Origin of the sequence: Streptomyces sp. cmx-18-6 (assembly GCF_046548915.1) — a bacterium.
Classification (GTDB): Bacteria; Actinomycetota; Actinomycetes; order Streptomycetales; family Streptomycetaceae; genus Streptomyces.
This window is the reverse complement of the sequence record NZ_JAEBEP010000002.1, coordinates 53857-78891: the sequence shown is the minus strand read 5'-3', so window position 1 is coordinate 78891 and position 25035 is coordinate 53857. Positions and strand designations below refer to the sequence as shown.

Below are 25035 nucleotides of genomic sequence, written 5' to 3'. Positions count from 1 at the left end.
GCACGCCGCTGCCCGACCCGCACCCTTCACGTCACTACCCTTCACGTCACTACGCTTGACGCCGGGATGCCCCACACGAAGAGGGAGACCATGCCGTTCCACACCGACCGCATCGAGCATCTGCTGAGCGAAGGCGTCCGCGACAAGGTCTATCCGGGCGCGGTGTGGGCTGTCGGCGACTCCGGCGGAGTCCGGACGGCTGGTGCCGACGGGGCTTTGAATCCCGATGAACCCGACGTGAGGATGCGGCCGGACACCGTCTTCGACGCAGCCAGCCTGACCAAGATCCTCGCGGTCTGGGCATCCATCGGTGCGCTGTGGGAGGACAGCGTCCTCGACCTCGACGCCCCGCTCGGCACCTTCTGGGACGAGGTCACGGGTCATGCCCTCGGAGCCGTAACAGCTCGCCAACTCCTGACCCACACTGCCGGTCTGCCCCTCCGCGCCCAGCTGAAGAACCTCTATGGCAGCGATCGCGTCGCCATTCGCCGCGGGGTTTTGCGAGAAGCCCTCAACCGGCCGCCCGGGGAAGCCGTCGAGTACACCGACCGGGCCGCTCTCATCCTCGCCTACCTCGCCGAACACCTCTCTGGCCAGCCGCTCGACCAGCTAGCCAAGGCGAGGACCTGGCGCCCGCTCGGCATGAACTCCACCCGCTTCGGGCCGCTGCCAGCTGACATCGCGGCCCGGTGTGCCCCCACGGAACTCGACCAGGAGACCGACACCCACCTCAAGGGCGTCGCCCACGACTTCTCCGCCCGGCTCCTCGGCGGCGTGTGCGGTATCGCCGGCGTCTTCACCGTCCTCGACGACCTGGCCGTCTTCCTGCGCTACATGCTCGCCCCGACCAAAGCCCCCGCCGAGGCCGGCTTCGGTGCCAAGTGGAGCGCCCACTCCCTCACCGTGCAGACCGGCGGCCTCCAACCGGAACGCGGCCTGTTCTGGCACCCGGCCCCCAGCGCCACGGACGAGCAGGACGTCTGGGTCCACTACGGCTTCACCGGCACCGGCATGTGGATCTCCCCTGCGCAGGACCGCTGGGCGGTCCTGCTGACCAACAAGCTCTACTACACCCGCGACCGCCAACCGCTGACGGACGTCCGCAACGCCTTCCGCCAGGAGGCATTCGCCTGACCTCTCCGCGCGGCCCAGAGCAGAACGCCGATGTCATTGACCGCAAACGGCTCCAAGGACGAGGACTCGTGGCCCTGCTGGACGCGCGTGGCGAAAGAGAAGCGTCGCCGACTCCTGCTGCCTATCAAGACGTTGAGGCCCTGTTCCCACATACCTCGCCCCCGCCTATTCTCGCGATCAAGCGGCAAGGGGGACGGCGCGTGACAGGCGAAGCGACAAGCTGGCAGAAGGAACAGATCAGCCGCGCGTACGTGCACGCCCTCGCTTCCCAAGGTGGTTACACAGTGGGCGAGTGGAACGTCGACAAGGACGGCGTGGACGTCACGCTCCGGCATCGTGGCCTGATGGTCGACTTTCAGCTCAAGTGCACCCAGAGCCCTCGGGTCGTCCGAGGCGGGTACAGCTTCGACCTGGATGTCAAGACCTACGACAAGCTGCGCAGCACAGAACGCTCGGCACCTGGGCACTTGGTCCTCTTGGTGGTGCCGCCCAACCTCGAACTCTGGGTCACCCAGAACTCCGATTCCGTCGTGCTCGCCTGCCACGGATACTGGGCCTGCTTGCACGGTCGCGACTCGGTGGCCAGCCGTGCCACGACCGCGATCAGTCTGCCTGAAGAGCAACAGCTCTCGGTGGAGTCCATGCGTGGCATGTTCAACATGGCACGCAGCATTCTTCTGTCCGGCAGTGCGGGGGTGCACTGACATGGCTACCGACACGCTTCCCTTCGGGCCCGACGAAATCCGGAGCTATCTCAAGGTCACCGGCTGGTCCACCGTGTCCGGAGGAGAGATCGCCGAACTCTGGTGCCTGCCAGGGCCGACCGAGGAAGTCGTGCTCGTCCCCATGAAGCCGGGCGCCCCGGACTTCGGCAAGCGCGCACGCATGCTCGTCGAGGACCTGGCGCGTGTCAGCGCCGAAGACACGCGTACGGTCCGGGACGCCATCGCGTCCGTGTTTCACGACGTCACGGACCTCAGGGCCTCCCACTCCAGCATTCGCGACGGATCGATTCCCCTGGACGCCGGATTCGAGCTGTTCCAGTCCGCGAAGCGACTCCGCGTGGCCTCGGCCGCGGCCACCATCCGCCGCCAGGGACACTTTCGCAATTTTCCCACTCGTGCCCGGGACCAGGCACGTGACGTCCGCCTTGGACAGACGCGCAAGGGTTCGTACATCGTGCCCATCATTAGCCAGGCGCGGTCGCCTCTGGAAGTGTACGAGCGGGGACAGGAACAGATTGACATCGAGGTCGAGGAGACGCTCTTCGATCGGCGAGTCACCGCGACCATGTCCCGCGCCCTGGGCGTGCTGGAGGAGATGGCCGGTGCCGAGCGGGTACCCACGCCCAGCGAGATCACGGATTCCATCGGGGAAGGCGTCTCGTACGAGCTCTGCCAGGCCCTGTCGAAGGTCGTGAACAGCGACGCGGTCGACACGCTGGACGTCACTTTCAACTGGTCCCGCGTGGCTTCAGCCCCACCCGGCACACCACGCGAGGTCGAGTTCAACCACGAGGCCATTGCCATCGTGGAGCGGGTGTCCGACCGGCTCAAGACGAGCGTCTACAGCCGCGAGAACGTGATCTTCGGCTTGGTCACCCACCTGACCCGGCATCCGGACGACGAGACAGGCAGGGTGGGCGTGCAAGCGCTCATCCAGCGACGCAGCCGCACGGTCTGGATGGACCTCCCCGACGCCGGATACCACGAAGCAGTCCGCTGCCACGACTCCGGAATCCCTGTACGCGTCCGTGGGGTGCTCAACAGCCCACCCGGCGGATCCGCCACCCTGCGGGTCGCCGACTTCGGACCGGATCCGTCCCTGGGGCAGTAACGGTCGGCATGTTGCGCAGCTCATCCACGTGCTGACCTATGCCCCCGCTACGACGACCGCTGATCACGGCCTGCGCGGAAGGGGCTGGGGCCGGATGGCCGGAGCTCGAGTGCTTCCGGCCATCTCAGGCGTTGCCTCTCGCTAGTCAACGATCACGTGCATCCCCCGGCCACCGCGAGGAAGGTCCCGATCGCTGCCGGGAGGCCCCCTGCGGTCGCGACGGCGACAGCCGCCACCGCTGCGACCGCGATGATCACCGCCCAGCGAAGCGGCAGCCGCTCCGGATCACGCTCGGGCTCGTGCGGATTACGAGAATTGCGTACGCTCGACAACAGGTGCACTCCTTCTTACCTACCTACTTAGGGGCGAGGCACCGGATGAGTGGCCCCCGGCTGATCCCCGGGGGCCATCCGCATTCCTGCGGCCAACCGCGCCTGCGCTTCTTACCTCTGCCGAGCATGCCTTCAGAGAGCCACGGGGCGCGAGTACACTGGGAGCACGTCTTGATCCGCCAGTGACACCTAGCGATAAATGTTGGCGAGGCCATCACTGGCGGATCAAGACGTTCAGAACAAGAAGGGGTAAGAGACTTCCATGATCTTCAGCCCCTCTCGGCGAGCGAGCGCAAGCGCTACGAAGCACGCCAGGTGAAGCTTAAAAAGAGCGAGGCGCAGGTCGGCGCCGCGTGTGAAAAGTTCGCCGAGGTCGAGACTGGAAGGCACCTGCGGGTCCGGTCCGAGTTCATGTTCCGCGACAAGCCAGCCGAGCTCCCCGGGGACCCGTCAGACCGGCGCCTTCCGCTGCCGCAGGATCGTCCGCCGTCAACGCGCCTGCCCTCTCCCCGCGGCATCGCCCTCAGGGTCTATCTCACGGCCCTCTTCGTTGCCCAGTCACGGAATCCCGGCACTCACCCCGGTAACCTCCTGCCCTTGAACGACGTCGACATGCTGAGCTGGGTCGACCTGTTCGCTACGCCGGCAGAGCTGAGCCGGAAGGGCGACAGGAACTACGTCACCGTGCGCGACAAGAAGGTGCGGCAGTTGCACAGCGCCCTGGACCGTCTGTCAGGAGACGCGTTCCGGCTCATTCACTTGCCCAACGGCAACAAGAGCAGGGGCAAGTACGAAGGGTTCCAACTTCTCCACGAACGCGGCACGCCATACGGGGGCGGCAGCAACCCTGACCGATACATGGTGCCGACCGAGGAGAAAACCCCATGGTTGCCAGCAGGGCTGTTCCTCAACGGGTGGATCCATCTGCTGGAAGACACTGAGATCAACTTCCTGCTGATGCTGGCCTGGCTCCACTACCGGTTCGGTGCGCGGTCCGTGTTCGTCGCCAGCGACATCCGACTCAAGCAGTTCGGCCTCGGCAAGGACGCATATGAGGCCCACCGGATGCTGGAGCGGTTCGGCCTCGTGGATGTGGAGGAGGACCCTAACCGGCACCTCGATGGCTACCTCGTCACCGGCTACAACGAAGGAACCATGCCGAAACTCCACCGCTTCGAGCTTCGTCACGAGGGCTTCGACGAGCAGGCCGTGCCCAAGATCCGCTCAGCGATCGAGCGTCGCTTGCGCTGATCAGCGCGATACCCACACCGGGCAGACGTCGTTCACACGCTGATGCTCGTCCTTGACCAAGCGTGGTGTGCCACAACGTGCCAGTAGGGGCGGTGCGCAGCGGTCAACAGGGGTTCGAATGGGGTGTCCCAACCCACCTGGTACGAAAGCCGTTCCCGCAGGTCAGAGGCCATACATGGACTCAAGTGCCGGGTGATTCCCAAGCTCAGAGCGCGAGTTCGATTCTCGTCACCCGCTCCACGACTGAGGCCCAGGTCATCGACCGGGGCCTTGTTTGTTGTCTGGACCTCTTGCCGTGCGGCGCGCCCTCCGCGTGCCCTAACTCGCCAGAGAGCACTGCTCACGAGACTGCCTCACAAGCCGTTCGTGGCCCACCCAGGGAGCACTCGCCCAGACATCTCAGATCGCAAGACGTATTTTTCGTCGAGGGGAACAGATCGGCGAGCACGGCATGGAGCAGCACTTCAGGGTGTACGAGGCGTTCGGGGACCAGTTCGCCGTGGACAACCGCGGATACACCGTCGTGGCCGGGAGCGCTCGTGCCGACTCCGTATCGGTCATGTTGCCCTTCCGGTCTCGCGGCGCGACCGTCGCCGCCATCCTCCGAGCCGTGGTCGCGGGCCGCCCGCTCCGTCTGCGGCACCCGAACCTGTCGCCCGAGGTCATCAGCGTCCTGGACGCGCTGAAGTCAGCGGGTTGGGGCACGCGTCGTGAAGCCTGCTGGAGAGTTCCTGCTTAAGGCGAAAAGCCACCTTGTCCAGAGTCACCAACCAGTGCCTATGCCCCATTGGTGATGACGCGCTCCGACTCCGGAGCTGAACAATTCCGACAACAGTCCTTTCGGCAGCCGAGTGGTAGCAGCCAGGCGGGTGGGACGTCTACCTGGGCCCGAAGGGTTTCTGGCGCGACGGCCAGTTCATGCCCTACCCGCTGGAAGGGGTCCCAGGACGGCGACTTGGTGTGCCGAGCAACCGCCGCCGAGGCACTGCCCGCACTCGTCAACCTCCTGAAACCCCCAGCTGGTTGATTCACCTGCACGAGGAGGGCCCTGCCGGGTGTTGGCGCTAGCGTGACGCATCCGGCTGGCCCGGACTCCCCTGGGCGGGCGAGAGGCAAGGAAAGGAGCGTCGACCCCATGCGCGTATCCGTCATCGGTTGTGGTCACCTGGGTATCCCCCACGCCGCTGCCATGGCCGAGATCGGCCACGAGGTCATCGGCGTGGACCTGGACCAGGCGAAGATCGACCGCCTCAACGCCGGCGAGTGCCCCATCTATGAGGACGGCCTGCCCGAACTCCTCAGCACCCACACCGCCACCGGACGCCTACGGTTCACCACCAGCCTCGCCGAGGCAGCCGAGTTCGCCGACATCCACTTCCTCGCCGTGGGCACGCCGATCGACGCGGACGGCCGGAGCTACGACACCGGCCAGGTCTTCGGCGCAGCCCGCGCCCTCGCCCCGCACCTGACCCGCCCCACGGTCGTCATCGGCAAGTCCACGGTCACCGTCGGCACCTCCCGCGACCTCGGTGCCCTCCTCGCCCGGCTCTCCCCGGCCGGTGAGGACGTGGAGGTCGTCTGGAACCCCGAGTTCCTGCGCGAGGGCCACGCCATCGACGACACCCTGCGCCCTGACCGTATCGTCGTCGGCGTCCCCTCGGCCCGCGCCGAGGACGCGGTACGCCAGGTCTACGCACCCCTCCTGGCGAACGGCATCCCGCTGTTCGTGACCGACCCTGCCACCGCCGAACTCATCAAGGGTGCCGCCAACGCCTACCTCGGCATGAAGATCTCGTTCATCAACGGCGTCGCCGACATGTGCACCGCCGCCGGAGCCGATGTCCAACAGCTCACCGAGGCCATCGGCCTGGACCCCCGCATCGGCCGCGGCGGCCTGAACGCCGGCCCCGGCTACGGCGGCGGCTGCCTCCCGAAGGACGTCCGCGCCTTCACCGCCTCCGCCCGCACCCTGGGCGCCGCCGAGGCAGCGACCATGCTGCGCGCGGCGGAGGAGGTCAACGAATCCCGCCCCACCGCCGCGCTGAAGCTCATCGAGCAGACGCTCGGCCGCCCCGTCGACGGCGTACGCATCACCGTCTGGGGCGCCTCCTTCAAGGCCGGTACCGACGACGTCCGCGAATCCCCGGCCCTGGCGATCGCCGCCCTCATGCACCAGCGCGGCGCGACCGTCACCGTCCACGACCCACACGCCGTGCCCACGGCACTGCGCCGTCACCCCGAGCTCGACTACTGCGAGGACCTCGACGGCTCCCTCGCGGCAGCCGAGCTGATCGTCCTGGCCACCGAATGGCCCCACTTCCGCGAGGCCGACCCCAAGGCCCTCGCCCCACTGGTCGCGGACCAGGTCCTCGTCGACCTCCGCAACCTCATCGACGCCGACGCCTGGCGCATGGCCGGATGGACCGTACGCCAGCTCGGACGACCCGCACAGGAATAGCCGAACCCATCGACCGGAGGTCCGACGTGGACACCCTGTGGGACAACATCGAGAAGCTCTCCGCCGTCTGCCGAGCGGCCGGCACCCACCTCCCCGACGAGGAACTCAAAGCCCTCCAGGTCGGCAAGGTCGCCGAGGAAGCCGGCGAGGACATGCACGCCCTCCATGGCCCGAAGGGCCTCACCACCTGCGGCGACAGCCACACCTGGTCCGAGGTCCAGAACGACCTGGTCGGCGCTGTCATCGTGGGCCTGCTGGCGATGCACTACATCGACCCCACGGGGGCCCGCGCCACGTTCGACGAGAGCCTCCACCGGCGGACGCGAAGGGGCCGCGAGGCCGCTGCGGCGACCTGACGGCCTCCGGACGTGGCCGTCGACCGCTCCAGGTGAGCGCGGTCGACGGCCATGTCCGCCACACAAGCTGCGGTGGGCACCTGCTATGAGCGCGGCAAAACTCTCCCTTCGCCATTAAGGCACCCGACTGCGCCTGCGCTGCTGCCTTCGGCCCGCTCGGCGCTGCCGCAGCCGACGCAGCCCGCTGTGTAGGCCCGTGGGGCATGAGTCGAGAACCAAGCCCGCGGCTTCAAGAGGATGCCTCCGGCGGGGGCGCTCAGACTCCGGGATGGACGGGGCGCCGTTCGCGAGTGCCGGCCGGAGTAGGGCGAGCTTCGTGGGGCTCCCATCCCGACCACCTTCGACCCAGGCAGAGCCGAGCAGTCGCGGCCCAGGGCGTCAAGGTCGTTCGTACAGTGGCGCGCTCCACCTTGACGCCCTGAACCACGACCGCTCCACGGTGTGTGGGTCGAAGGCAGACGGGATGGGAGCTAGGAGGAGTGATGGGCAGGCGGCGAGCTCTCACTACCTCACTCCGAGGCGGGAGTGCTTCCGCCTTCAGCTCTAAGCCACCCCTCGATCTCGCTGCGCGTCCAATACAGGCGATACAAGATTCGGTGTGGTGACGGGAACGGTCGTCTCTTTGGCCCCTTACGCGCCAACCAACTAGTGATCGTTTTCGGGCTCACCCGTGCAAGTGCAGCGGCTCCAGCAGTATCAACCCATACATCGTCATCGGGTAGCTCCGGCAAGCCGAACAGCCGCCCTGCCGGGACCTCGTCGGGCCGGGCCAGGGCCTCCAACAGCGACTCATAGTGGACGGCCAACGTCACGCTTCTGTCGTTCACTTGTCCCTCAATCGCAGTTTTAAGACTGCGATCCAAGCTACACTGCCCTGCCCCAGGAAATCGCTGGTTTCGAATGGCCGAGTTGGCTATTCCTGCGTAGCGTCCGGTTCGGCGCCAAGCTCACGGAATACTGAGGCCACCTGGTCGTCAGGGATCCGCTGAAGCATCAGCTGCTTCAGTTCACGATCTGCCCGCTTGCTCCTGTGGTCGAGAATGTCGCGAATAACGCATCGCAGCACCCACGCCACTCCGGGAAGACTTCCCAATGACGCCAGTTCACCAAGGATTTGCACCTGGGTCTCCTGGAGTGAGAAGTGGCCCGGCCGGCCAGCCGCCGACCGAGCCCGTTGGGTCGCCAGCCCCATTAGGGAAAATGGCAACAAAAAAGCCCGAACTTTGGGTTCGGGCAACAAAATAGGCGGAGAGTCAACTCTCCGCCTCCGACCTCCGGGCATGCCGGGGTTGCCCCCCACTATGCGACACCTGACATCAGGTGTCAACGACGAACCAAGCACAGCAGGTCAGGGGTGCAACTAGCACCTCCCATCAGGCACAGCAGCCCAGTTGGGTGACAACTACGCTTGTCACCATGCCTCGACCGACAGACGACCCGATCACCCTGCACCTCTACGGCATCGCATGGGAGAAGGCGATGGAGCGACTCCCAGGGCCCCCTCACAGCACGTCCGGCCCGGTGACAAGCGCAGGGCACCTGGCGCTGCTCGCTACGCTGACCGACTTCTCTGAAGGACTAGAAACTAACGTACTTACCGCAACTTATTTCGCCTGCGAATTCAAGGTGACTCAGGCCGAGATCGGACGAAACTGCGGAATTTCTCGCCAAGCAGTTCGCCAGCGACTAGGCAGAGCTACGGCCACAAGGAAAGAGAACCAGCGGAAATCACCTGACTGGAATTACGACTACACAGAAGATGAGTAGGGATGAGAAATCTGATAACCAGAACAGGAGCTTCGATGAGATCCTGCCGGCCGAGACGTATCATGGCCCGGACCTCGGTCACTCACGGCCATAGGTTGTGTGTCCTACAGCAGGTTGTCGCAGTCGTGGCGGTAGCCACCGTTCTGCGCCATTCCGACCGGGAGGCCCCATGACTGCTTCGTACCCGCCGAGAGTGCCGCCGGGCCGCCCGGACGCGTGTGACAGGGGCAGTCGCTGCTATCAGCCGTACAGCAGCGAGCTACTACACTTGGCTAAAGTCGCCTAGCGGCAGGTGTACCGCCACCGACCGATGCACTTTGAGTTGCGGATCAGAAGCCAGCCGTGCCAGAAACGTGCCACCAGGCGCGGTGACCAGCGGTCACCAGGGGTCGGCCTCTGATCGGCCCGGCAGGCTACCAGCCACTGTAACCCCAGGCCAACGGCCCGTTCGGGGCAGGAGTACCAGTGATTCCCGCGCTCAGAGCGCGAGTCTGGATTCGTCACCCGCTCTTCTGTAAGTCCCATGTCAACTACCCCGGATTTCACTGCTGTTCAGAGTTCCCCAGCCGACCTGTTCCGCCTCCCGTGCTGGGTTCTTTCCATTTCGACAAGGCGATCTACCGGCACCGCAACGAAGCCGAGCGGGCCATCACCCGGTTCAAGAACTTCCGAGCCATCGCCGCGCGCTTCGACGCGTGGGCGTACGTCTTCTACGGGACAGTCTGCGTGGCCGCGGATCCCCCTATGGCTCCGTCCGCAGTGAAGCGCGCGTTCAGAGGTCCTTGGCACCCGGGTAGTGACGGCGAAGTTCGCTGAGTACGCGCTCGTCGACAGCCCCGACGTCCCACAAGGAGCTGTCGAATTCGGTCAGGACGAGTGTCAGCTCGTCCCCGGCGAACCCGCGTGCTTCGGCGTCGATCAACTGGAGGGAGGGGGTCGTCAACGACAGCAGTGTCAACGTGTCCATGCCCGCGTCCGCGGACCTGCTCTCCATCTCGGCACAGCGAGGATCGACGATCTCGTCGAATGCGACGTGCCACGTCAGGTCCAGGCCGAAGCTGCCGAGGCGAACCAGTAGCTCAGCCAGGGTCACGTGGTGCTGTCCGTGCCAGGCGGGGAACTCGATCCCCTTCATCCCCGCCTCTGCTTCGGCCGTACCGCGTGATGCGAGCCCCCCTCCGTTCAGCGAACACTGGACCACGCCCCTGATCAGCTCATACGACCCATCGGACAGCGCCTGGTCCACGGCGGCCGCCGATCCTACTCCCGACCGTGCCCAGCGGAACGGTCAACAGCGCTGAACAGCAGTACCGAGAGTCCTTGGCGGAAGGGCGCTCAGGAATACGGATCACCGGGCCAAGCCGGGCCGGGTGTGGCCGCTCAAGGAGCGCTGATTCCCCAGCCCGGGGTGCGGGTTCGACTCTCGTCGCCCGCTCCTTGATGAGACCCCAGGCCAGCAGCCTGGGGCCCATCGTTGTCCCGACGTGATCAGGAACCGGTGACCCTCGACCAGCAGGAGAGCAGCACCGGTTCGGGGCTGTGCAGGCCGTTCGTGTCCACGTCGAAGACCTGGAGGGCGCGGAGGATCCGGATGGCGTCGACGGCTTCCGGGCCGGGGTCCAGGCCGGCGGCGCCGGCGGCGGCTTCCAGGTCCTCGAAAGGCAGGCCCTGCTGCGTCATGAACTCCAGCACAGCGGTGAACGCCGACCAGCGGAACGTCTCCGGTACGAGGCCCACCTGGGCCAGGAAATCGGCCGCGCCCTCGATGCTCTCCAGCCGACTGCGTACCGACTTCAGGGCAGCGCCCTCCGAGTCGCCCCGGGATACCTGTTCGGAGAGTTGATCGATGAGCAGCGGCCAGCCGCCCGTGGCCTCCGCCACCCGTTGCAGCGCCGCCTCCGACGTAAAGGAGTTCTGGTCGAGGGACCAGGTGCGCAGCCCGTGCCGGGTGAAGCGTCGCAGCGGGACCACTCCCACGCCGGACGTCTGCTCGTCCGACAGCAACGATGCCCACAGGGTGAGCTGCTCCAGCCCTGCCACGACCACGGCGGAGCGCGTGACCCCCGGGCCGTCCGGCAGTCGGGTGGTCGCCAGCTCCGGGGAGATGAGGCAGGACTGCTCTCCGGGGGACTTGACGGTCAGGTCGGAGACCACGAGCCGGCTCATCCCCGGCTCGCCGCCGACGAGTTCGCGCTCGAAGTCGGCCCTTCGGGCCACATGCGGCATCTTCCAGCCGGTGGTCTCGGCGATCTCGCGCAGCGCGGTGGTGACCCGGTTCACGCCGGTGGCGGGAGAGCCGAGGACCACCCGAGCCAGATTCCGGCGGCCCGGTTCGGAGCCGGAGACCTGCCTGCCCGGCAGGATGTCCGCGATCTGCGCGGCGGTCAGCGGACAGTGCGAGTGGGACTTCGCGGACTTGTGGCGTGTCTCCAGGGCGGTCAGCCGCTCGGTCACCTGCCGGCTGGAGGTGTTCTCCAACTGCGCGTCGACGTCCTCCAACGTGCCGATCATGCTGAGGGCGTTGGCGCTCCGCAGATGCCAGCCCCGGTGGTCCGGGTCGGGGGCGAGGACCCCGAGGCCCTCCATCTCCGTGAGGTAGGCGCGGAACTGGTCCGGGTCCAGGTCCCTGAAGCCCTCCGCCCACCAGTAGGTGCACGCGTCCCGCAGTTCGGCATGGGTCATCCGGGCGTCGATCCCGTGGTGATGAGCGTGGTGCGCCACCACGTTGGCGATCATGTTGTACCGGGAGTCGAGCCGCAGGGTGTCATGGAAAGCGGCGGTGATGCTCCGCTGGAGGTCCTTGTCGGACTGTACGCGTTCGACGTCGTCGCGGGCGATGAAGTGCAGCGGCCCCGACTTCGCCTCCCGCCTCTTGGCGTGCATGGTCTGCACCAGCCGGTGCGCGAACATCTGGAGCAGGAACGGCTGGTACGAACAGTGGCCGAGGATGCGGTGCACCAACTGCGGCTCCAGGAACTGGTATCCCAGGGCGGCCAGCGGCTTGAGAAGCAGGTTCGCCGCGTCCTGGGGCTGGAGCGGGCCGATGACCGTCGGGTGCTGGGAGAGGTGGCTGAACGGATTGTTCGCCGCGAGGGTGGCGTACCGCTGTACCGAGTGGAGCCCGGCAAAGACGATCTTGACGCCGTCGTCGGTCTCGGAACTGAGGTCACGCAGTCGCCGGGTCTCGGTGAACCTCGGCGAGTCCGACTCGAAGAATCCGTCCGCCTCGTCCAGCATGATGAGCATCCGCCGGCTGTTGTCGGCCTTCAGCCAGGCCCTGATGCCGGTCAGTACGTTGTCGTAGGTGAGGGTCGCGTCGGCCCGTACCCGCTTGGGCAGCGGCAGGGCGCCCTCCTCCAGCAGTCTGCGCCCGATGAGATTCCACACGGCCGAGGACTGGGCACTGGTGCCGTTGTAGGTGGAGTCCAGGCTCAGAGCCATGCTGATGTGAGCCGTGGGCGCCTGCGCGGTGAACTTCCGGCCCGCTTCCTTCAGCAGCGCCGACTTGCCGAGCCCCCGGCCCCCGAACACCACCTGGTTGCCCACCGGGTTCTGTACGGAGCCGAGTTCCTCCAGGCGCCCGAAGAACATTTCCTCGGCGACCCGGCCGCGCTTCTCACTGACGTACGGGTTCACGGCCGAGAACGGCAGCAGCACCCGCATCGCCGGGTCGAGCAGCTGGTTGCCCCGGGCGGCGAGGTAGGCGAGGGCCGCGTCGTCGAGCACCACCATGGGCCGGCGTCCGACGCTGAGCGCGGCCAGTGAGGTCCGGGCGTGCGCGGAGAGAGTGCCGAAGTACGCGACGAGCAGGCTCTCCTGGCTGGGGTCCTGCTGCACGCGGGCCATCAACGCCTCCGGAGTCGGCTGGCCCCACGCCAGCATGACCCGCAGCCTGCCGCGCAGGGCGGACCCGAAGGACGGCACCAGGGCCTCTCCCGTGTACCGGACCTCCTGGAGGTCCAGGAAACGGTGTTCGGGGGTGGTGCTGCGCTGGCGGTCGCGTTGCGGTTTGCGCAGGCTTCGGTAGCCGATGAGACGGAGCGCCGGCATCAGCAGGTTCTCCTCACTCAGGCCCTCCGTCCTCCTGACGCCCCGTCGTGAGGCCATCTCACGCCAGCCCGCGAGGCCGTTGGCCGCCTGATCGGTGAACTCCTGGGACATGGCGGAGAAGTCGAGTGCGTCAAGGTTCTGGAAGCGCCGCCGGTCCCGTACCGCCCGAATGAGTTCCTCGGTGATGCCCTGGGGCAGGGCATCGGGCACCGAGGGGAAGAAGGCGTTCAGCGGGTGGTCCCCGTAACGCGTGTCGGGGATGCTCTCTCCGTTGGAGAGGTGCGAGATCAGCTCCTCGGCGGTCAGCAGGTCGCCGTCGTCGAGGAGAGGGGCCACCCGTGCGACGTCCTCAGCCTTCAGGCCGGGGATCTCCATGAGCCGCGCCCGCAGTTTGGCGGTGGCCGTCGCGTGGGCGCGTTCGAGCTCCTCCGACAATCCGTCGAGCCGCTGCCGTGCGGCGGCGAGGTCCGATTTCGTGGTCAACGCGGATGCCTGGAGCCGGTGTTCGAAGTCGCGTTCCTCCTCCTCCTTGAAGACGCCGTTGACGCGCGTGCGGCGCAGCGAGTCCTCCAAGACCCGCCGCTTGCCTTCCAGGTCGGCCACCGTACGCCGCGCCGCCTCCCCCACCGCGAGGTGCACGCTCTCGTCGGTCAGCTCTTCGTGGCCGTTCGGGCCGGGGGGCAGGAGACGCATCTCGGAGAGGCCCAGGAGGTGGGCCGCAAGGTCGAACCGTTCGGCCGCCCGATGGCCGTCGATGACGTCCAGCCACGACCGTTCGGTGCCCTCGATGATGCTCTCGGCGGTCAGCTCCGGTGGGATCACGCGTCCCGTCGCCTCTTCCACCCGCACGCCGGGGAGCTTGAAGAGGTCCATGCCCAGGACCACTTCCGCCGGGTACTCGGCGGGATCGAGCCGGGTGTCGCCCGCCAGCAGATCGAAGGTGAGCCGCAGCGAATCTGCTGCCGCTCGCACGGCGGACCGGGTGTAGGCGTCGTCGGCGAGCGACTGTGCCGCCAGGTCGTCCAGCACGTGGTCGCGCAGCGCCAGCACGGCCGCGCGCATCGCCTGGACCTGGTCGACGCTCCAGTCGTTCGCTCCGACGTCGAGCGCGCGAGCCGCGACGACCCACTTGTCGGCCGAGCGCAGCCGGTCGTTCATCAGCCGGAGCAGGTTCTGCCTGGCGGGGCCTTCCAGACGGCTCCTGCTGGATTTCATCAGCCTGCGGTCGACCTCGTTGAGTTCGTCCTGGAGGGCGGACCCGTTGGCCAGCGTCCGCACGCGGTCCGCGACCTCGTCGAGGCCGTCCCTGTCGTCGTCGGCGGCCCGCCGGAGCAGGCTGCCGATGAGCCCGGAGGGTGCGAGCCAGAGCCGTGTGATCTCGGTGGCCCGGTTGAACCGGATACGGGGCAGTTGGTCCAAGCCCTGCCGGCATTCCTCGCGGGCCTCCTGGAGGGAGCGTTCCAGCTCGGCCGTGCCGCGCGCCAGGGCGAGCGGCGGGGAGTGCAGCAGCATGGACTGGAGCGCGCACCGGGAGACCTCGTCGGCCACGGACACGAGGCTCGGCGGCAGTACGGCGGCCACCTGCTGGAGCGGGGCGCTGGTCTCGGCGTCCCCGGTCACGAGAACGACCCGCAGCAGAGCGGCCGTGACGAGAGCGGCGTCGGGGCGGCTCCGGACGAGGGCGTCGACGTCCATCCCGGCCAGTTCGGCGCGTACCCGCGAGGCGCACTCCCCGCTGGAGGAACGCAGTGCGAGGGCGTACGCGGAGATCCGCAGGGCGGCCGTACGGAACCCGGGCTCGGCGTTCTGCTCGGCCAGCGCCGCGGCGGCACCGTAGCGGTGTTCCGCCACCAGGGGGGCGAGGACGGCCTCCGGGGACTCAGCCGACACGAGCGGGGTGCCCGTCTTCACCGCCGTGTGGGGTGAGTCCACGTCGGCCTGGTGCGGGCGCTGCTGCGGCAGGGAGGCGCTCGAAGCGGGGGGCTGCGCGGAAGCGGGGGCGGGGAGCGGGGTCTGCCGCTGACCGGCCGTGAGCGCCGAAGCGGGGGCAGGGGGCGGGGTCTGCTGCCGGCCGGCGGTGAGCAGCGGGCCGTCCCCTTCCGCCGCGTCGGCGGAGCGGGACGGCGCAGCGGCGGAGTGGGACCGCGCGTCGGCGGAGCGGGACGGCGCAGCGGCGGAGTGGGGCGGCGCGTCAGCAATGGGGGATGGCGCGTCGGGCTGTGTCGGGGGCTCGGCGGGCTGGCGGTCCTCCCCCGGGGCCGGGGCCGGTCCCCGGCGCGGTTCGGATGCGACGCCACGGTCTGCGGGGACGGCGAGTCGGTCCGCAAGGTCGGCGGGACGGTCCGCGGATGCGGCGGGACGCTTCTTCCCGGTCCTCTGCGAGCCAGGCTCCGTCGTACGGGTGCCTCCGTGCGGGTGCGGGTCGCCGGAGACGGAGGTGTCGAGGGCACCGTGAGCCTGTACGGCATCGGCGTGGGCTGCTTCGCCGGGGTCGGGTTCCGCTCCCGTTCCCCCGCCTGCGGCCGGCTCGACGACCGCTCCCGTCACCCCGTCCGCAGTCGTGTCCGGGGCCGGTTCCGAGGCGGTTTCGGGGGAGGAGGCGAGGCCGGCGTCCGGGGCGGGCCCGAGGGTCAGGCTCCCGTACTGTGCGGCCAGCATGAGGAAGGCGGGAGCCTTCGCGGGCATCTCCTGGAGAAGCCCGAGGATCTCGGCCGAGCGCTCCTCGCCGCTGTGGGCGAGTTCCACCATTCTCAGCAGCATCCCGAGGGCCTCGGCGTCCGACCGGTCCTGCTGGGACCACTCCGCTCGGGCCAGCAGCGCACGGGCGGCCTCCTGCGCTTCGGACACGGTGGCGGCGGACAGAGCGGACCCTGGCGCGCGGCGCAGCTCGTCCACGTCGGCGAGCCGGGTGCGCAGTGCTTGGGAAGCGAGCTTCTCGGCCACCGACACCGTGCATGCGCGCAGGCTGCCAAGGTCGGACGCGGGCTCCGCATCGCAGGCCCTGAGCCCTGCCAGCGCGTCATCGAACGCCGCCGTGAGTTCATGGAGCGCGACGAGGTCCGCGTCGGCCGGCCGGCTCTGGGCGGACACCGCGCCGGCCAGCCGCCGGACCGGCTCGCGGGCGGCCGTCAGCGCCCGTTCCACACGCTCGACGGCCACGGTGAGCGCGGCGGCGTCGGGCTGGAGTTCCATGGTGCCGCCATGGCCCGCGAGCTCCCGTGGGGCTGCGGTCACGGCCGGTTCCGCCCCGGTACCGGTGCTGGTGCCGGTGGAGTCGTCTTCTCCGTCGTCCTGCCCGTCGCCCTCTCCTCGCGGGGGCTGCGGCGCCGGGGCGAGTTCCTCCACCCGTCGAGCGGCCTCACGCACCGCCGAAACCGATTTGACCGGTAAACCGTCTGTCATCCAGGACTGGTCGAGAGCCCAGAGCCACAGCGCCCCGTCCTCCGCGCTGACCCGCAGATGCGCCCACCCGGCCAGCCGGAGCAGTCCCGGACTCCAGCGCCGGGTGAGTGGCACCCCTGAATCGGCGGCTAACAGCAGGTCGTTCAGAAGTGGCTGGGTCAAGTGACCTGCCGCGTGGCGCGACTTGGCGGAGGAAGGGTCCCGGATCATCCGCGTGAGCACATCACGGCACAGGGCCGGGCTCACGCGGGTGCCCGCCACCGGAATCCGCAGCGCGCCGAGGATATGGCGTCGCCACTGCATCGGGGTGGAGTTCAACGCGTGTTCGACGTCAGCCTGTTGAAGCTGTCCGACGGCCGCGCCGACCGGCGACGGCAGGGCACGGAGCGCCTGGGCCAATGCTTCCAGGGCGTCGGTGAGAGCCGGTGTGTCCGACGCCCCCTCCACCACGGAGAACGGCATGTCCGACTCTCCGCACAAGTGCATTCCACGACGGGGTGATGTCACACGAACTCCTGCGAACCGGATTGCGGGGAGCGGCCGTTCAGCAGCCCCGTTGATGCGGCCGTACGTAGGTATAGCCGGGGGGCAGCTCAGGGCTGCCGACGAGGCCGAACTTGAGAAAGTCCTGTCGGAACAAGCGTCGCTGTTCCGGGCTCGCTTCGTACCCCAAATGGCCTATGTAGCGCAAAGATCCCGGCACATGGTGCATGGCCTTCGAACGGACCGGCGGCGCGCCGCCCTCCGTATCCCCGTGGCCTCTGGGCCGGTCCTCCACCACCTGCGGTGTGTAGCAGAGCAGTTCGACGACGCGTTCGCCGAGTCGGGCCGGGTGGTGCGGCCTACCTTCATCGCCCCGGCTGCCTTGCAGACGGGTCAGTGCTCCGGCGGCGAGCAGTTCGACCACCGCCGCGCCCACCAGCTCGGCCGTGGGGTTTTCCGGGGCATCGGTCATGACCAGGGGCAGGGCGGGGGCCAGGAGTTCACGAGCCAGCATGGCCCGGCCCACGACGTCCAGCAGGCCGAACCTCCGTACCGCCGTCATGACCAGCCACCGGGTGCGGCCGAGGGGTGTGTCATCCGGTGGCCGCTGCCGCGCACCGTCCCTCGTGCGCACCCGCTGGTCGTACCGGTGCTCGACCGGCTCCCCGTCGACGGTCCTCGGCCGGAGCAGCGCGGTCGTCCTCGCTTCCACGGTCCGGCTGCCGCGCTGCCAGGCGAGGTCGAGCAGGATGCCGGGGAAGCAGGTGGACGGCCAGCGCAACCCGACGAGCCGGCCCTCCTCGTCCATCCGGACACGCTGTACGGAGGGCGGCTGACCGTCGTGCTCCAGGTGGAAGACGACGTCCGGGCTCGGACTCGTACTCGGGCTCGGACTCGGCCATAGGACCGACCCGTCGCGTGGTGCGCGGCCCGGTGGTTGCGCGGCGCCCTGCCCGGTCGTCACGGCCAGAGGCATCGGCAGGTATCCGCCCTCCAGTTGCCGGGCGCGCAGGGCCTGCTGCCACTCCAGCCGGTCCGGCCCCTCGTGAACCAGAACAGGTTCCCCGAGATCGGGCTCGTCCGGCCACGGCATCACGGGATACGGGGTTCCGGGCTCCGGCGGCACCTCGCGCGCCCCGTCGCGCGCACCCGGAACCTGGCGCTCCCGGCATTCCGCCCAGCCCCGCCCGGCCGGCTCCTCCAAGGCCCCCCGGAACACGTCCGACGCCGCATCGTCCCCCACGTGCTCGGCCCGCCACACTCCGCCGCCCTGCCAGCGGTCGTCGAGGGCGACCCGTACGCCGGTGGGCAGCAGGCCCGTCTTCTCGTCGGCCTCACGTCGTACGTGGTCCATCAGTACGACGTTGGCGTGGAGGACGGCCGAGGGGTACCTCGTGCCCCGCATCAGCCTCGCGGCCTCGGGCAGGGAACACAGCGCGGGCCCGAGAGCGGTGTAGATCGGCCGCCTCCGCACCGCTGTCCCGCGCCCGACGATCGGGGCGGCACCGCGCGCCACGGACCGAGCGAGTGTCTCCAGGGCGTCACGCCCCAGCGGTCCACCGTCATCGAGGTGGGCGGCCATCGAGGCGCGGGTGAAGGCGTACTCCCCCCACAGGCGAATCCCGGGGAGCGACGCGAGAGCGCGCCGGACCACGTGCACCAGGTTCCGCAGTCCGGCCTCCTTGTCCTGCGAGGTGGCATCGGGAGGCAGCATCAAGGGCAGAGGCATGGGGGCGAGGGAGCTGTCCAGTTGGTCCCTGCCGCGCGTCATGAGATAGCGCAGGTAATACGACGTGTCGTCGAGGTCGCTATCGGGCCGGCAGCCGCCGGACCGGTCGCCGCCGGACCGGTCGTACAGACTGTTGACGACCAAGGACCCGTGCGCGTCGATGGTGCCGCGGCGGCTCAGCCTGTGCAGGCGCGCACCGGAAGCACCCAGACCGGGCCCGAACGCGTCGGCGTCGAAGACCAGTCGCTCGCGCAGTGAGGTGGCCTTCGCCCCGTCGAACTGGTCCGGACCCCACGCGCCGGCGGGAGCGCCGGACAGCCAGCCCGGTATATCGCCCTCGACGCCGAGTGCCTCGTGGGCGCCCTCCTTGTAGACGATCTCCGCGGGCAGCAGATCGCCGCCGGTCCGTACGTTGATCATCGCGCCGACCGGCAACGCCTCCATCTCGTCGCCGAGCGCGACCGAGGGGAAGTCACCGATGTCCAGCGGCCCCCCGGCGTATCCGGCGGCGTCCGTGTCGAAGCCGAAGTACACGGCGTTGAAGGCGACCGCGACGTGGACGGGAGCGGTTCGCCGCTCGACGAGAGCCAGGAGATAGCGACGCAGCCGCGCTTCGTCCGCCGGTTCGCCGGCTCCCGGCCTGATCATCCAGGGAGTGATCAGTGGAGGGTCTACATAGGGCCGCCAAACCCCGTCCGAAGTCCCCTCCGTCGAAGCTCCGGTCACCGGTGTTCCTCGCATATGCCCTCATACTCACGCCTCGCCGGAGGAATGAAAAGGGTCGGGACTCGCGCAGGTGCGTCGGCCGGCCGTCCGCAGCCGCGCCGGATGCGGGCGGCCATCGTTCCCGGGCGTACGGATGCTTCCGTGCCACGGCATCATGCAGGCATGATCACCATTCACCTGAAGTACGAGATCGACGCCGAAAAGCTCGAGGATTTCGAGGAGTACGGTCGCCGCTGGGTCCGGCTCGTCAACCGGTTCGGCGGGACGCACCACGGCTACTTCCTGCCGGGTGAGGGTGACAGCGACATCGCCTACGCCCTGTTCTCCTTCCCCAGTCTGGCCGCGTACGAGCAGTACCGCTCGGACAGCATGACCGACCCGGAATGCCAGGAAGCGTTCGAACTGGCTCGTGAGACCCGCTGCATCAAGCGTTACGAGCGCCGGTTCCTCAGGCCGCTCGACGAGCTGTCCTAGGCGGGCGGGGGGGTGCTGAGGTTGGCTCACGTCAGGCCGGAGTCGGCAGGACGGGTCCGGCAGGCCAGGCCGTCACGCCGGGTCCGGCGAGGACCGGCTCGGCCCGGTTCACCGACCGGCTCGCGGAGCAGTGGCGCATCCACACCGCGCTCGTACGTCGTCGAGCCCCGCTTGTACGTCATCGAGCCCCGCTCGTCGCCCAGCCGGGCTCCGGCTCCGGCCGGAGCGCACAGCTCCGCGCGATGCCCGGCATCGGCAAGTCCGTACTGGCCCAGGAGTACGCGCCACGGTTCGGCTTCGCGTTCCCCGGCGGCGTGTTCTGGTTCGGCCTCCCCCGGACCGCCTTCGTCCTGGCCGATCTCTGCGGCGTGACCTCCTGCATCCGGCCGGGCCGAAGGAGCGGTGAGGCGGTCCGCGCCTCACCGCGCCGCACGTCAACCGTGTTCGGCCACGTCAACCGTGTTCGGCGGGGCGGGCGGTGGTGTCGCCGGTGCCGGGCAGGAGCGGGGTCGCGCCTCCCGTGCGGCGCGACCGCGCGCGCTACTTCAGCGCGTGCGCCGCGGCCTGAGCGAGGGTGCTCGCCGCCTCGGAGCGCTCCGCCTTGGTCGACTTCTTGTCGGCCAGGACCTTGGCGGCGGCGGTGAGGATCTTCTTGCCGGGCCTGCGCCCCGAGGAGGCCGGGGACTGGGCCAGGGCGCTGGCCGCGGCGCTTTTCTCGGACTTCGAGCGCTTCTTGGCCCCCACGGTCCGGCCCGCGGCGGAGGCCGCCCCGGCCTTGGTCGTCTTCGCGTCGGCCCTGCCGGCCTTGCCGGAGGTCTGCGACAGGGCGCTCGCGGCGGCCTTCTTACTGCTCTTCGACTTGCCGCCCTTGGCGGCCCGGCCCGCTGCCGAGGCGGCCTTCGGGTGCGTGGTGCCGGATGCCTTCGTCTTCGCCATGGCGTTCTCCCTGCTCGTCCGTCTGCTGAGTCGGTTCAGCCGGTTCGTCGTCCCCGTCAGGTACCCGAACTTCCTGACATGGAACGGCTGGAGGTACGACTCATGGACGCCGACGCGTCACGCGGATGCGCCACGCGGATGCGTCACACCGACGCGTCACGCCGGGCTCGCCAAGCGGGGCGAACAGGACGAGCGGGGCGAGCAGGACGAGCTTGACGTGTTCAAGTACGGCTCCCGCGCACGTACCGGTGTGCGGAGCCCGGACGCGAACGTGGCCGGATCCGCGCACAGCGGTCCGGTCAGGGGGCCGAGTCGCCTCGCCGGGCGGTCGTGTCGAGGAGTTCCGGCAGGTCCCCGAGTCGGTCGAGGCCCTTCACCGCGCGGGCCGTGCGGTGGTTGGCCGCGAGGCGGGCGCGGTGGCGGTGGAGGAAGGCCCAGTAGCCGGCGGTGTAGGGGCAGGCGTCGTCGCCGGTGCGGTGGGCGGGGCGGTAGGCGCAGGGGCCGCACAGGTCGCTCATCCTGTTGATGTAGGCGCCGCCGGAGGTGTAGGGCTTGGTGGTCATCAGGCCGCCGTCCGCGTACTGGGACATGCCGACGACGTTGGGGAGCATCACCCAGTCGTAGCCGTCGACGAAGCAGCGGTGGAACCAGTCGGTGACGGCCGCCGGGTCCCAGCCGTCCTGGAGAGCGCGGCTGCCGAGCACCATCAGCCGGGGGATGTGGTGGGTCCACCCCGTGTCCCGTACCTGGGCGAGGGCCGTGGACAGGCAGTTGGCGGTGACCGCGTCGGCGTCCAGGTCCAGGAACCAGTCCGGCAGGGGTGCGGTGTGGCGCAGCGCGTTGCGGTGGCGGTAGTCCTCGCCGAAGTGCCAGTACAGGTGCCAGACGTACTCGCGCCAGCCCGCGATCTGCCGCACGAAGCCCTCGACGCTGTTGAGGGGCGCGTCGCCCGCCCGGTACGCCCGTTCGGCGCGCTCCACGCATTCGGCGGGGTCCAGGAGCCCGAGGTTCAGGGGTGCGGAGAGGAGGCTGTGGCTCATCACCGGGTCGGCGGCGAGCATGGCGTCCTCGTAGCGGCCGAAGTCCGCAAGGCGGTGGGTGACGAAGCGCCGCAGCGCGGACAGCGCCTCGCGCCGGGTGGCCGGGAAGCGCCGGGGGCCGTCGCGGCCGACGAACGAGACGTCGCCGTCGCGTTCCCAGCGGTCGAGGTCGCGGCGTACCTCCTCGTCGATCTCGTCCTCGGTCGGCTGCCAGGGGCCCCGGACGTCAAGGGTTTCCTGTTTACGTGGCGGGGGTTCCCGGTTGTCCTGGTCGAGGTTCCACCGCCCGCCGGCCGGTTCGTCGCCGTCCATGAGCAGGTCATGCCGCCCGCGCACCCAGCGGTAGAAGCCCTCCAGCCGCAGCGCCCGTCCGCTGCCGCTGCCACTGCCACTGCCACTGCTCCGGTCGGCCCACTCGGCGAAGTCGCCGTGGCGGATCAGGAAGCCCCTGGCCGGCAGGATCTCCACGCCGTCCAACGCGCCGACGAAGTCCAGCGCCCGGCGCGACGTGGGGTGGCAGACCGTCAGCAGGTCACCCGCACCGTTCTCCTCCGACCCCGACCCCGACCCGCCGCCCCCGCCCGCGCCCCCGTCGTGCGTGCCGGACCGGCGGGGCACGGGGCGGCCGAGAGCCTGTTCCAGGCCCTCGGCGTACGTCTCGGCCCGGATGTAGGTGACCCTGTCACCGAGTTCGGCGGCACGGTGACGCATCGCCGAGAGCACCAGATGGGCCTTGGCACGGTGGAACCGGCGTCGGCGCAGCACCGAGCGCGCCTCGATCATGACCACCGGCGCGTGGGCGTCGGGGCCGCCGTGGCGCGGGTCGAGGAAGTGCGGGCCGAGCTGGTCCCCGAACAGCAAGTGGGGGCGTGGCGCCATGGGGTTCCGCCTCTCGCGTCCGGCGTGCCGGGGTGCCGGTGCCTTGTGCCTTGTGCCTTGTGCCTGGTGCCTGGTGTCCGGTGCCCGGCGTCCGGTGCCTGGTGTCCGGTTCCTGATGCGCGGAGTCCGGGCCTGCCCCGCCCCTCCCGGTCCCCGTTCCGGTCCCGGTCCCGGTCCCCCCGACGATGCTGGCAGCCCGCACCCGCACCCGTACGCCGACACTCCGTCACTCCGCCACCCCGCCACTCCGCCACTCCGCCACTGCGTCACGTACCGGCCGTGTCCCCCGATCCCGCCCCCGCCTCCCCCGTAGGGTCGGGTGCGTGAACCAGCCCCCCGAAGAGCCCGAGCAGCCGGCGCTCTTCGGCTGGCGCGACTGGGACGACTGGGACGACACGGCTCCCGCACCCCCACCGGGCGGCGGGTTCAGGGACAGCCCGCAGGCGCGCCGGATGCTGGACATCCGGGAGGTGTACGCCGAACCCGCCGCGCTCCTCTCCCCGCGTGGCCGGCAGATCATGGCGCGGCTGCCGGGCGTTCCCGTCACCGAGGTGCCTGGTCACTGGCGCATTCCGTCCCTGCACGGCAACGACGGCAACATCGCCCGCTGGACCCGCGTCAAGACCGAGACCCTGGTCCTGGGCGTCAGGCAGAGCCTCACGACCCGGCCCAACGGCAGGTCGGCCGACTGGATCGCCCCCGGCCCCTCCAACGGCTGTGCCATGGCCTGCGCGTACTGCTACGTCCCGCGCCGCAAGGGCTACGCCAACCCGATCACGCTGTTCACCAACATCGAGGCGATCATCACCCACGTACGACGGCATGTACGGGCCCAGGGCCCCAAGCGGGAGCCCACCCAGTGCGACCCCCGCTCCTGGGTGTACGACATCGGGGAGAACGGCGACTGCTCCGTCGACGCCCTGGTCTGCGACAACACCGCCGACCTCGTCGCCGCGTTCCGCCGGCTGCCCACCGCGAAGGCTTCGTTCGCCACCAAGTTCGTCAACCCCGACCTGCTCACGCTGGACCCGCAGGGCCGTACCCGGGTGCGGTTCTCGGTCATGCCCGCCGCCGATTCCCGGCTGCTCGACATCCGTACGAGCCCGGTCGCGGAGCGCATCGCCGCCGCGGCCGACTTCCTCGACGCGGGGTACGAGGTCCACTTCAACCTCTCCCCGGTGGTGCTGCGCCCCGGCTGGCAACGCGACTGGGCCGACCTGCTCGACCACCTCGACGACGTCCTCCCCGACCGGGTGAAGGAGCAGGCGGCCGCCGAGGTCATCATGCTGACCCACAACCAGCAGCTGCACGAGGTCAACCTCGGCTGGCACCCCCGGGCCGAAGAGATGCTGTGGCAGCCGGCCGCCCAGGAGACCAAGCGCTCGGAGAACGGCGCTCTCAACGTCCGCTACACCCGCGAGGTCAAACGCGAGGCCGTCGCCCGCCTGCGGGAACTGATCGCGGCGCACGCGCCGTGGCTGCGCATCAGGTACGCGTTCTGAAGCCCCGGTTCGCGGCAGCGCAAGGCGTGGAAGCCCCGGTTCGCGGCAGCGCAAGGCGTGGAACCCCCGGTTCGCGGCAGCGCAAGGGGCGGGTGCCGCCCTGCCGCCTGCGGCCCGATAGGTTCTTGCGCCGACCGATCTATCACTTGTACGGGGAATCACCTTGACCAAGCACATGCCTGGGCCGCTGCGCGTCGCCGCCGCGCTGGCCGCCTGTACCGCCCTTCTCGCCGGTTGCGGCACCGGCGAGGGGTACAACCTCACCAAGCCGCCCCACGCCGACAGTCCCGCCTGCGACACCCTCACCGGCAAGGTCCCCGACGAACTCGGCGGACACCGCCTGGCGAAGTCGAGCGTCACCGGTGCCGCTGCCTGGGGAGACGGCGACATCATCCTGTACTGCGGCATGCCCGAGCCCGAGGCCGCTGACGACGACTGCCTCACCGAGGACGGAGTCGACTGGACGTCCCAGAAGCCCGCCGACGACCGGACCGCCGCCATGTACGCCACCCATGACCGCAGCCCCGCCGTCCAGGTCCGCTTCACCAGCGAGGACGCCGACGCCCCGGCCGTACTCGCGGCCCTCGCTCCGGCCGTGAAGGACATCAAGACGGGCGAGTCCGGCGAGTCCAGCAGGGCCGGCAAGGCCGACGAGCGCTGCGGGTCCGCCGGCTGACCTC

At 69.3% G+C, this 25035-nt stretch carries 16 protein-coding genes and 1 pseudogene; 11 read left to right on the top strand and 6 right to left on the bottom strand.

The genetic code is table 11. From position 1 onward, the window contains the following. Window positions 1–90 precede the first annotated feature (90 nt). The 3 genes from ACLJPL_RS05360 (at window position 91) to ACLJPL_RS05350 (ending at window position 2970) form a co-directional block, all read left to right on the top strand. On the top strand, window positions 91–1134 hold the full coding sequence (locus ACLJPL_RS05360; RefSeq protein ID WP_411080014.1) for a serine hydrolase domain-containing protein: 1044 nt from the start codon (window positions 91–93) through the stop codon (window positions 1132–1134). A gap of 68 nt (window positions 1135–1202) precedes the next feature. Next, on the top strand, window positions 1203–1838 hold the full coding sequence (locus tag ACLJPL_RS05355) for a DUF4365 domain-containing protein (protein WP_411079525.1): 636 nt from the start codon (window positions 1203–1205) through the stop codon (window positions 1836–1838). A gap of 1 nt (window position 1839) precedes the next feature. Further along, the gene (locus ACLJPL_RS05350) at window positions 1840–2970 is read left to right on the top strand and encodes a hypothetical protein (protein ID WP_411079524.1); all 1131 of its coding nucleotides are present in this window, start codon (window positions 1840–1842) and stop codon (window positions 2968–2970) included. A gap of 152 nt (window positions 2971–3122) precedes the next feature. Here the strand turns inward: ACLJPL_RS05350 and ACLJPL_RS05345 are convergent, their stop codons facing one another. Then, the gene (locus ACLJPL_RS05345; protein WP_411079523.1) at window positions 3123–3302 is read right to left on the bottom strand and encodes a hypothetical protein; all 180 of its coding nucleotides are present in this window, start codon (window positions 3300–3302) and stop codon (window positions 3123–3125) included. 315 nt (window positions 3303–3617) lie between these two features. Here ACLJPL_RS05345 and ACLJPL_RS05340 point away from each other — a divergent pair, with 315 nt between their 5' ends. The 5 genes and pseudogenes from ACLJPL_RS05340 to ACLJPL_RS05320 all read left to right on the top strand — a co-directional run bounded on the left by ACLJPL_RS05340 (window position 3618) and on the right by ACLJPL_RS05320 (window position 9134). Beyond that, a complete protein-coding gene (locus ACLJPL_RS05340; protein ID WP_411079522.1) occupies window positions 3618–4553 on the top strand; it encodes a hypothetical protein in 936 nt (311 codons plus the stop codon). 427 nt (window positions 4554–4980) lie between these two features. After that, a pseudogene (locus tag ACLJPL_RS05335) lies at window positions 4981–5262 on the top strand (UDP-N-acetylglucosamine 1-carboxyvinyltransferase); the annotation flags it as partial. 426 nt (window positions 5263–5688) lie between these two features. Next, the gene (locus tag ACLJPL_RS05330; RefSeq protein ID WP_411079521.1) at window positions 5689–7011 is read left to right on the top strand and encodes a UDP-glucose dehydrogenase family protein; all 1323 of its coding nucleotides are present in this window, start codon (window positions 5689–5691) and stop codon (window positions 7009–7011) included. 26 nt (window positions 7012–7037) lie between these two features. Next, window positions 7038–7367 carry a MazG-like family protein gene (locus ACLJPL_RS05325; RefSeq protein ID WP_411079520.1) on the top strand — a complete coding sequence of 110 codons (330 nt, stop codon included), beginning with the start codon at window positions 7038–7040 and terminating at the stop codon, window positions 7365–7367. Between the two features lie 1416 nt (window positions 7368–8783). Continuing rightward, a complete protein-coding gene (locus tag ACLJPL_RS05320; RefSeq protein ID WP_411079519.1) occupies window positions 8784–9134 on the top strand; it encodes a sigma factor-like helix-turn-helix DNA-binding protein in 351 nt (116 codons plus the stop codon). Between the two features lie 772 nt (window positions 9135–9906). Here the strand turns inward: ACLJPL_RS05320 and ACLJPL_RS05315 are convergent. The 3 genes from ACLJPL_RS05315 to ACLJPL_RS05305 form a co-directional block, all read right to left on the bottom strand. Then, a complete protein-coding gene (locus tag ACLJPL_RS05315) occupies window positions 9907–10380 on the bottom strand; it encodes a hypothetical protein (RefSeq protein WP_411079518.1) in 474 nt (157 codons plus the stop codon). A gap of 242 nt (window positions 10381–10622) precedes the next feature. Next, window positions 10623–17048, bottom strand: a complete 6426-nt coding sequence (locus ACLJPL_RS05310; protein WP_411079517.1) for a hypothetical protein — start codon at window positions 17046–17048, stop codon at window positions 10623–10625. An 82-nt stretch (window positions 17049–17130) separates the two neighbouring features. Continuing rightward, on the bottom strand, window positions 17131–19446 hold the full coding sequence (locus tag ACLJPL_RS05305; protein WP_411079516.1) for a hypothetical protein: 2316 nt from the start codon (window positions 19444–19446) through the stop codon (window positions 17131–17133). 240 nt (window positions 19447–19686) lie between these two features. Here ACLJPL_RS05305 and ACLJPL_RS05300 point away from each other — a divergent pair, with 240 nt between their 5' ends. Next, window positions 19687–19998, top strand: a complete 312-nt coding sequence (locus tag ACLJPL_RS05300; protein ID WP_411079515.1) for an NIPSNAP family protein — start codon at window positions 19687–19689, stop codon at window positions 19996–19998. 540 nt (window positions 19999–20538) lie between these two features. Here the strand turns inward: ACLJPL_RS05300 and ACLJPL_RS05295 are convergent. Both ACLJPL_RS05295 and ACLJPL_RS05290 read right to left on the bottom strand, forming a co-directional pair. Further along, window positions 20539–20934, bottom strand: a complete 396-nt coding sequence (locus ACLJPL_RS05295) for a hypothetical protein (protein WP_411079514.1) — start codon at window positions 20932–20934, stop codon at window positions 20539–20541. A 299-nt stretch (window positions 20935–21233) separates the two neighbouring features. Next, window positions 21234–22853 (bottom strand): cryptochrome/photolyase family protein, encoded by a 1620-nt coding sequence (locus tag ACLJPL_RS05290; RefSeq protein WP_411079513.1) that lies wholly within the window; start codon window positions 22851–22853, stop codon window positions 21234–21236. 323 nt (window positions 22854–23176) lie between these two features. Here ACLJPL_RS05290 and ACLJPL_RS05285 point away from each other — a divergent pair, with 323 nt between their 5' ends. Both ACLJPL_RS05285 and ACLJPL_RS05280 read left to right on the top strand, forming a co-directional pair. Continuing rightward, entirely contained in the window at window positions 23177–24355 is a 1179-nt protein-coding gene (locus ACLJPL_RS05285; protein WP_411079512.1) for a spore photoproduct lyase family protein, read from the top strand. 163 nt (window positions 24356–24518) lie between these two features. Continuing rightward, window positions 24519–25031, top strand: a complete 513-nt coding sequence (locus ACLJPL_RS05280) for a DUF3515 family protein (protein ID WP_411079511.1) — start codon at window positions 24519–24521, stop codon at window positions 25029–25031. Window positions 25032–25035: the final 4 nt, after the last annotated feature.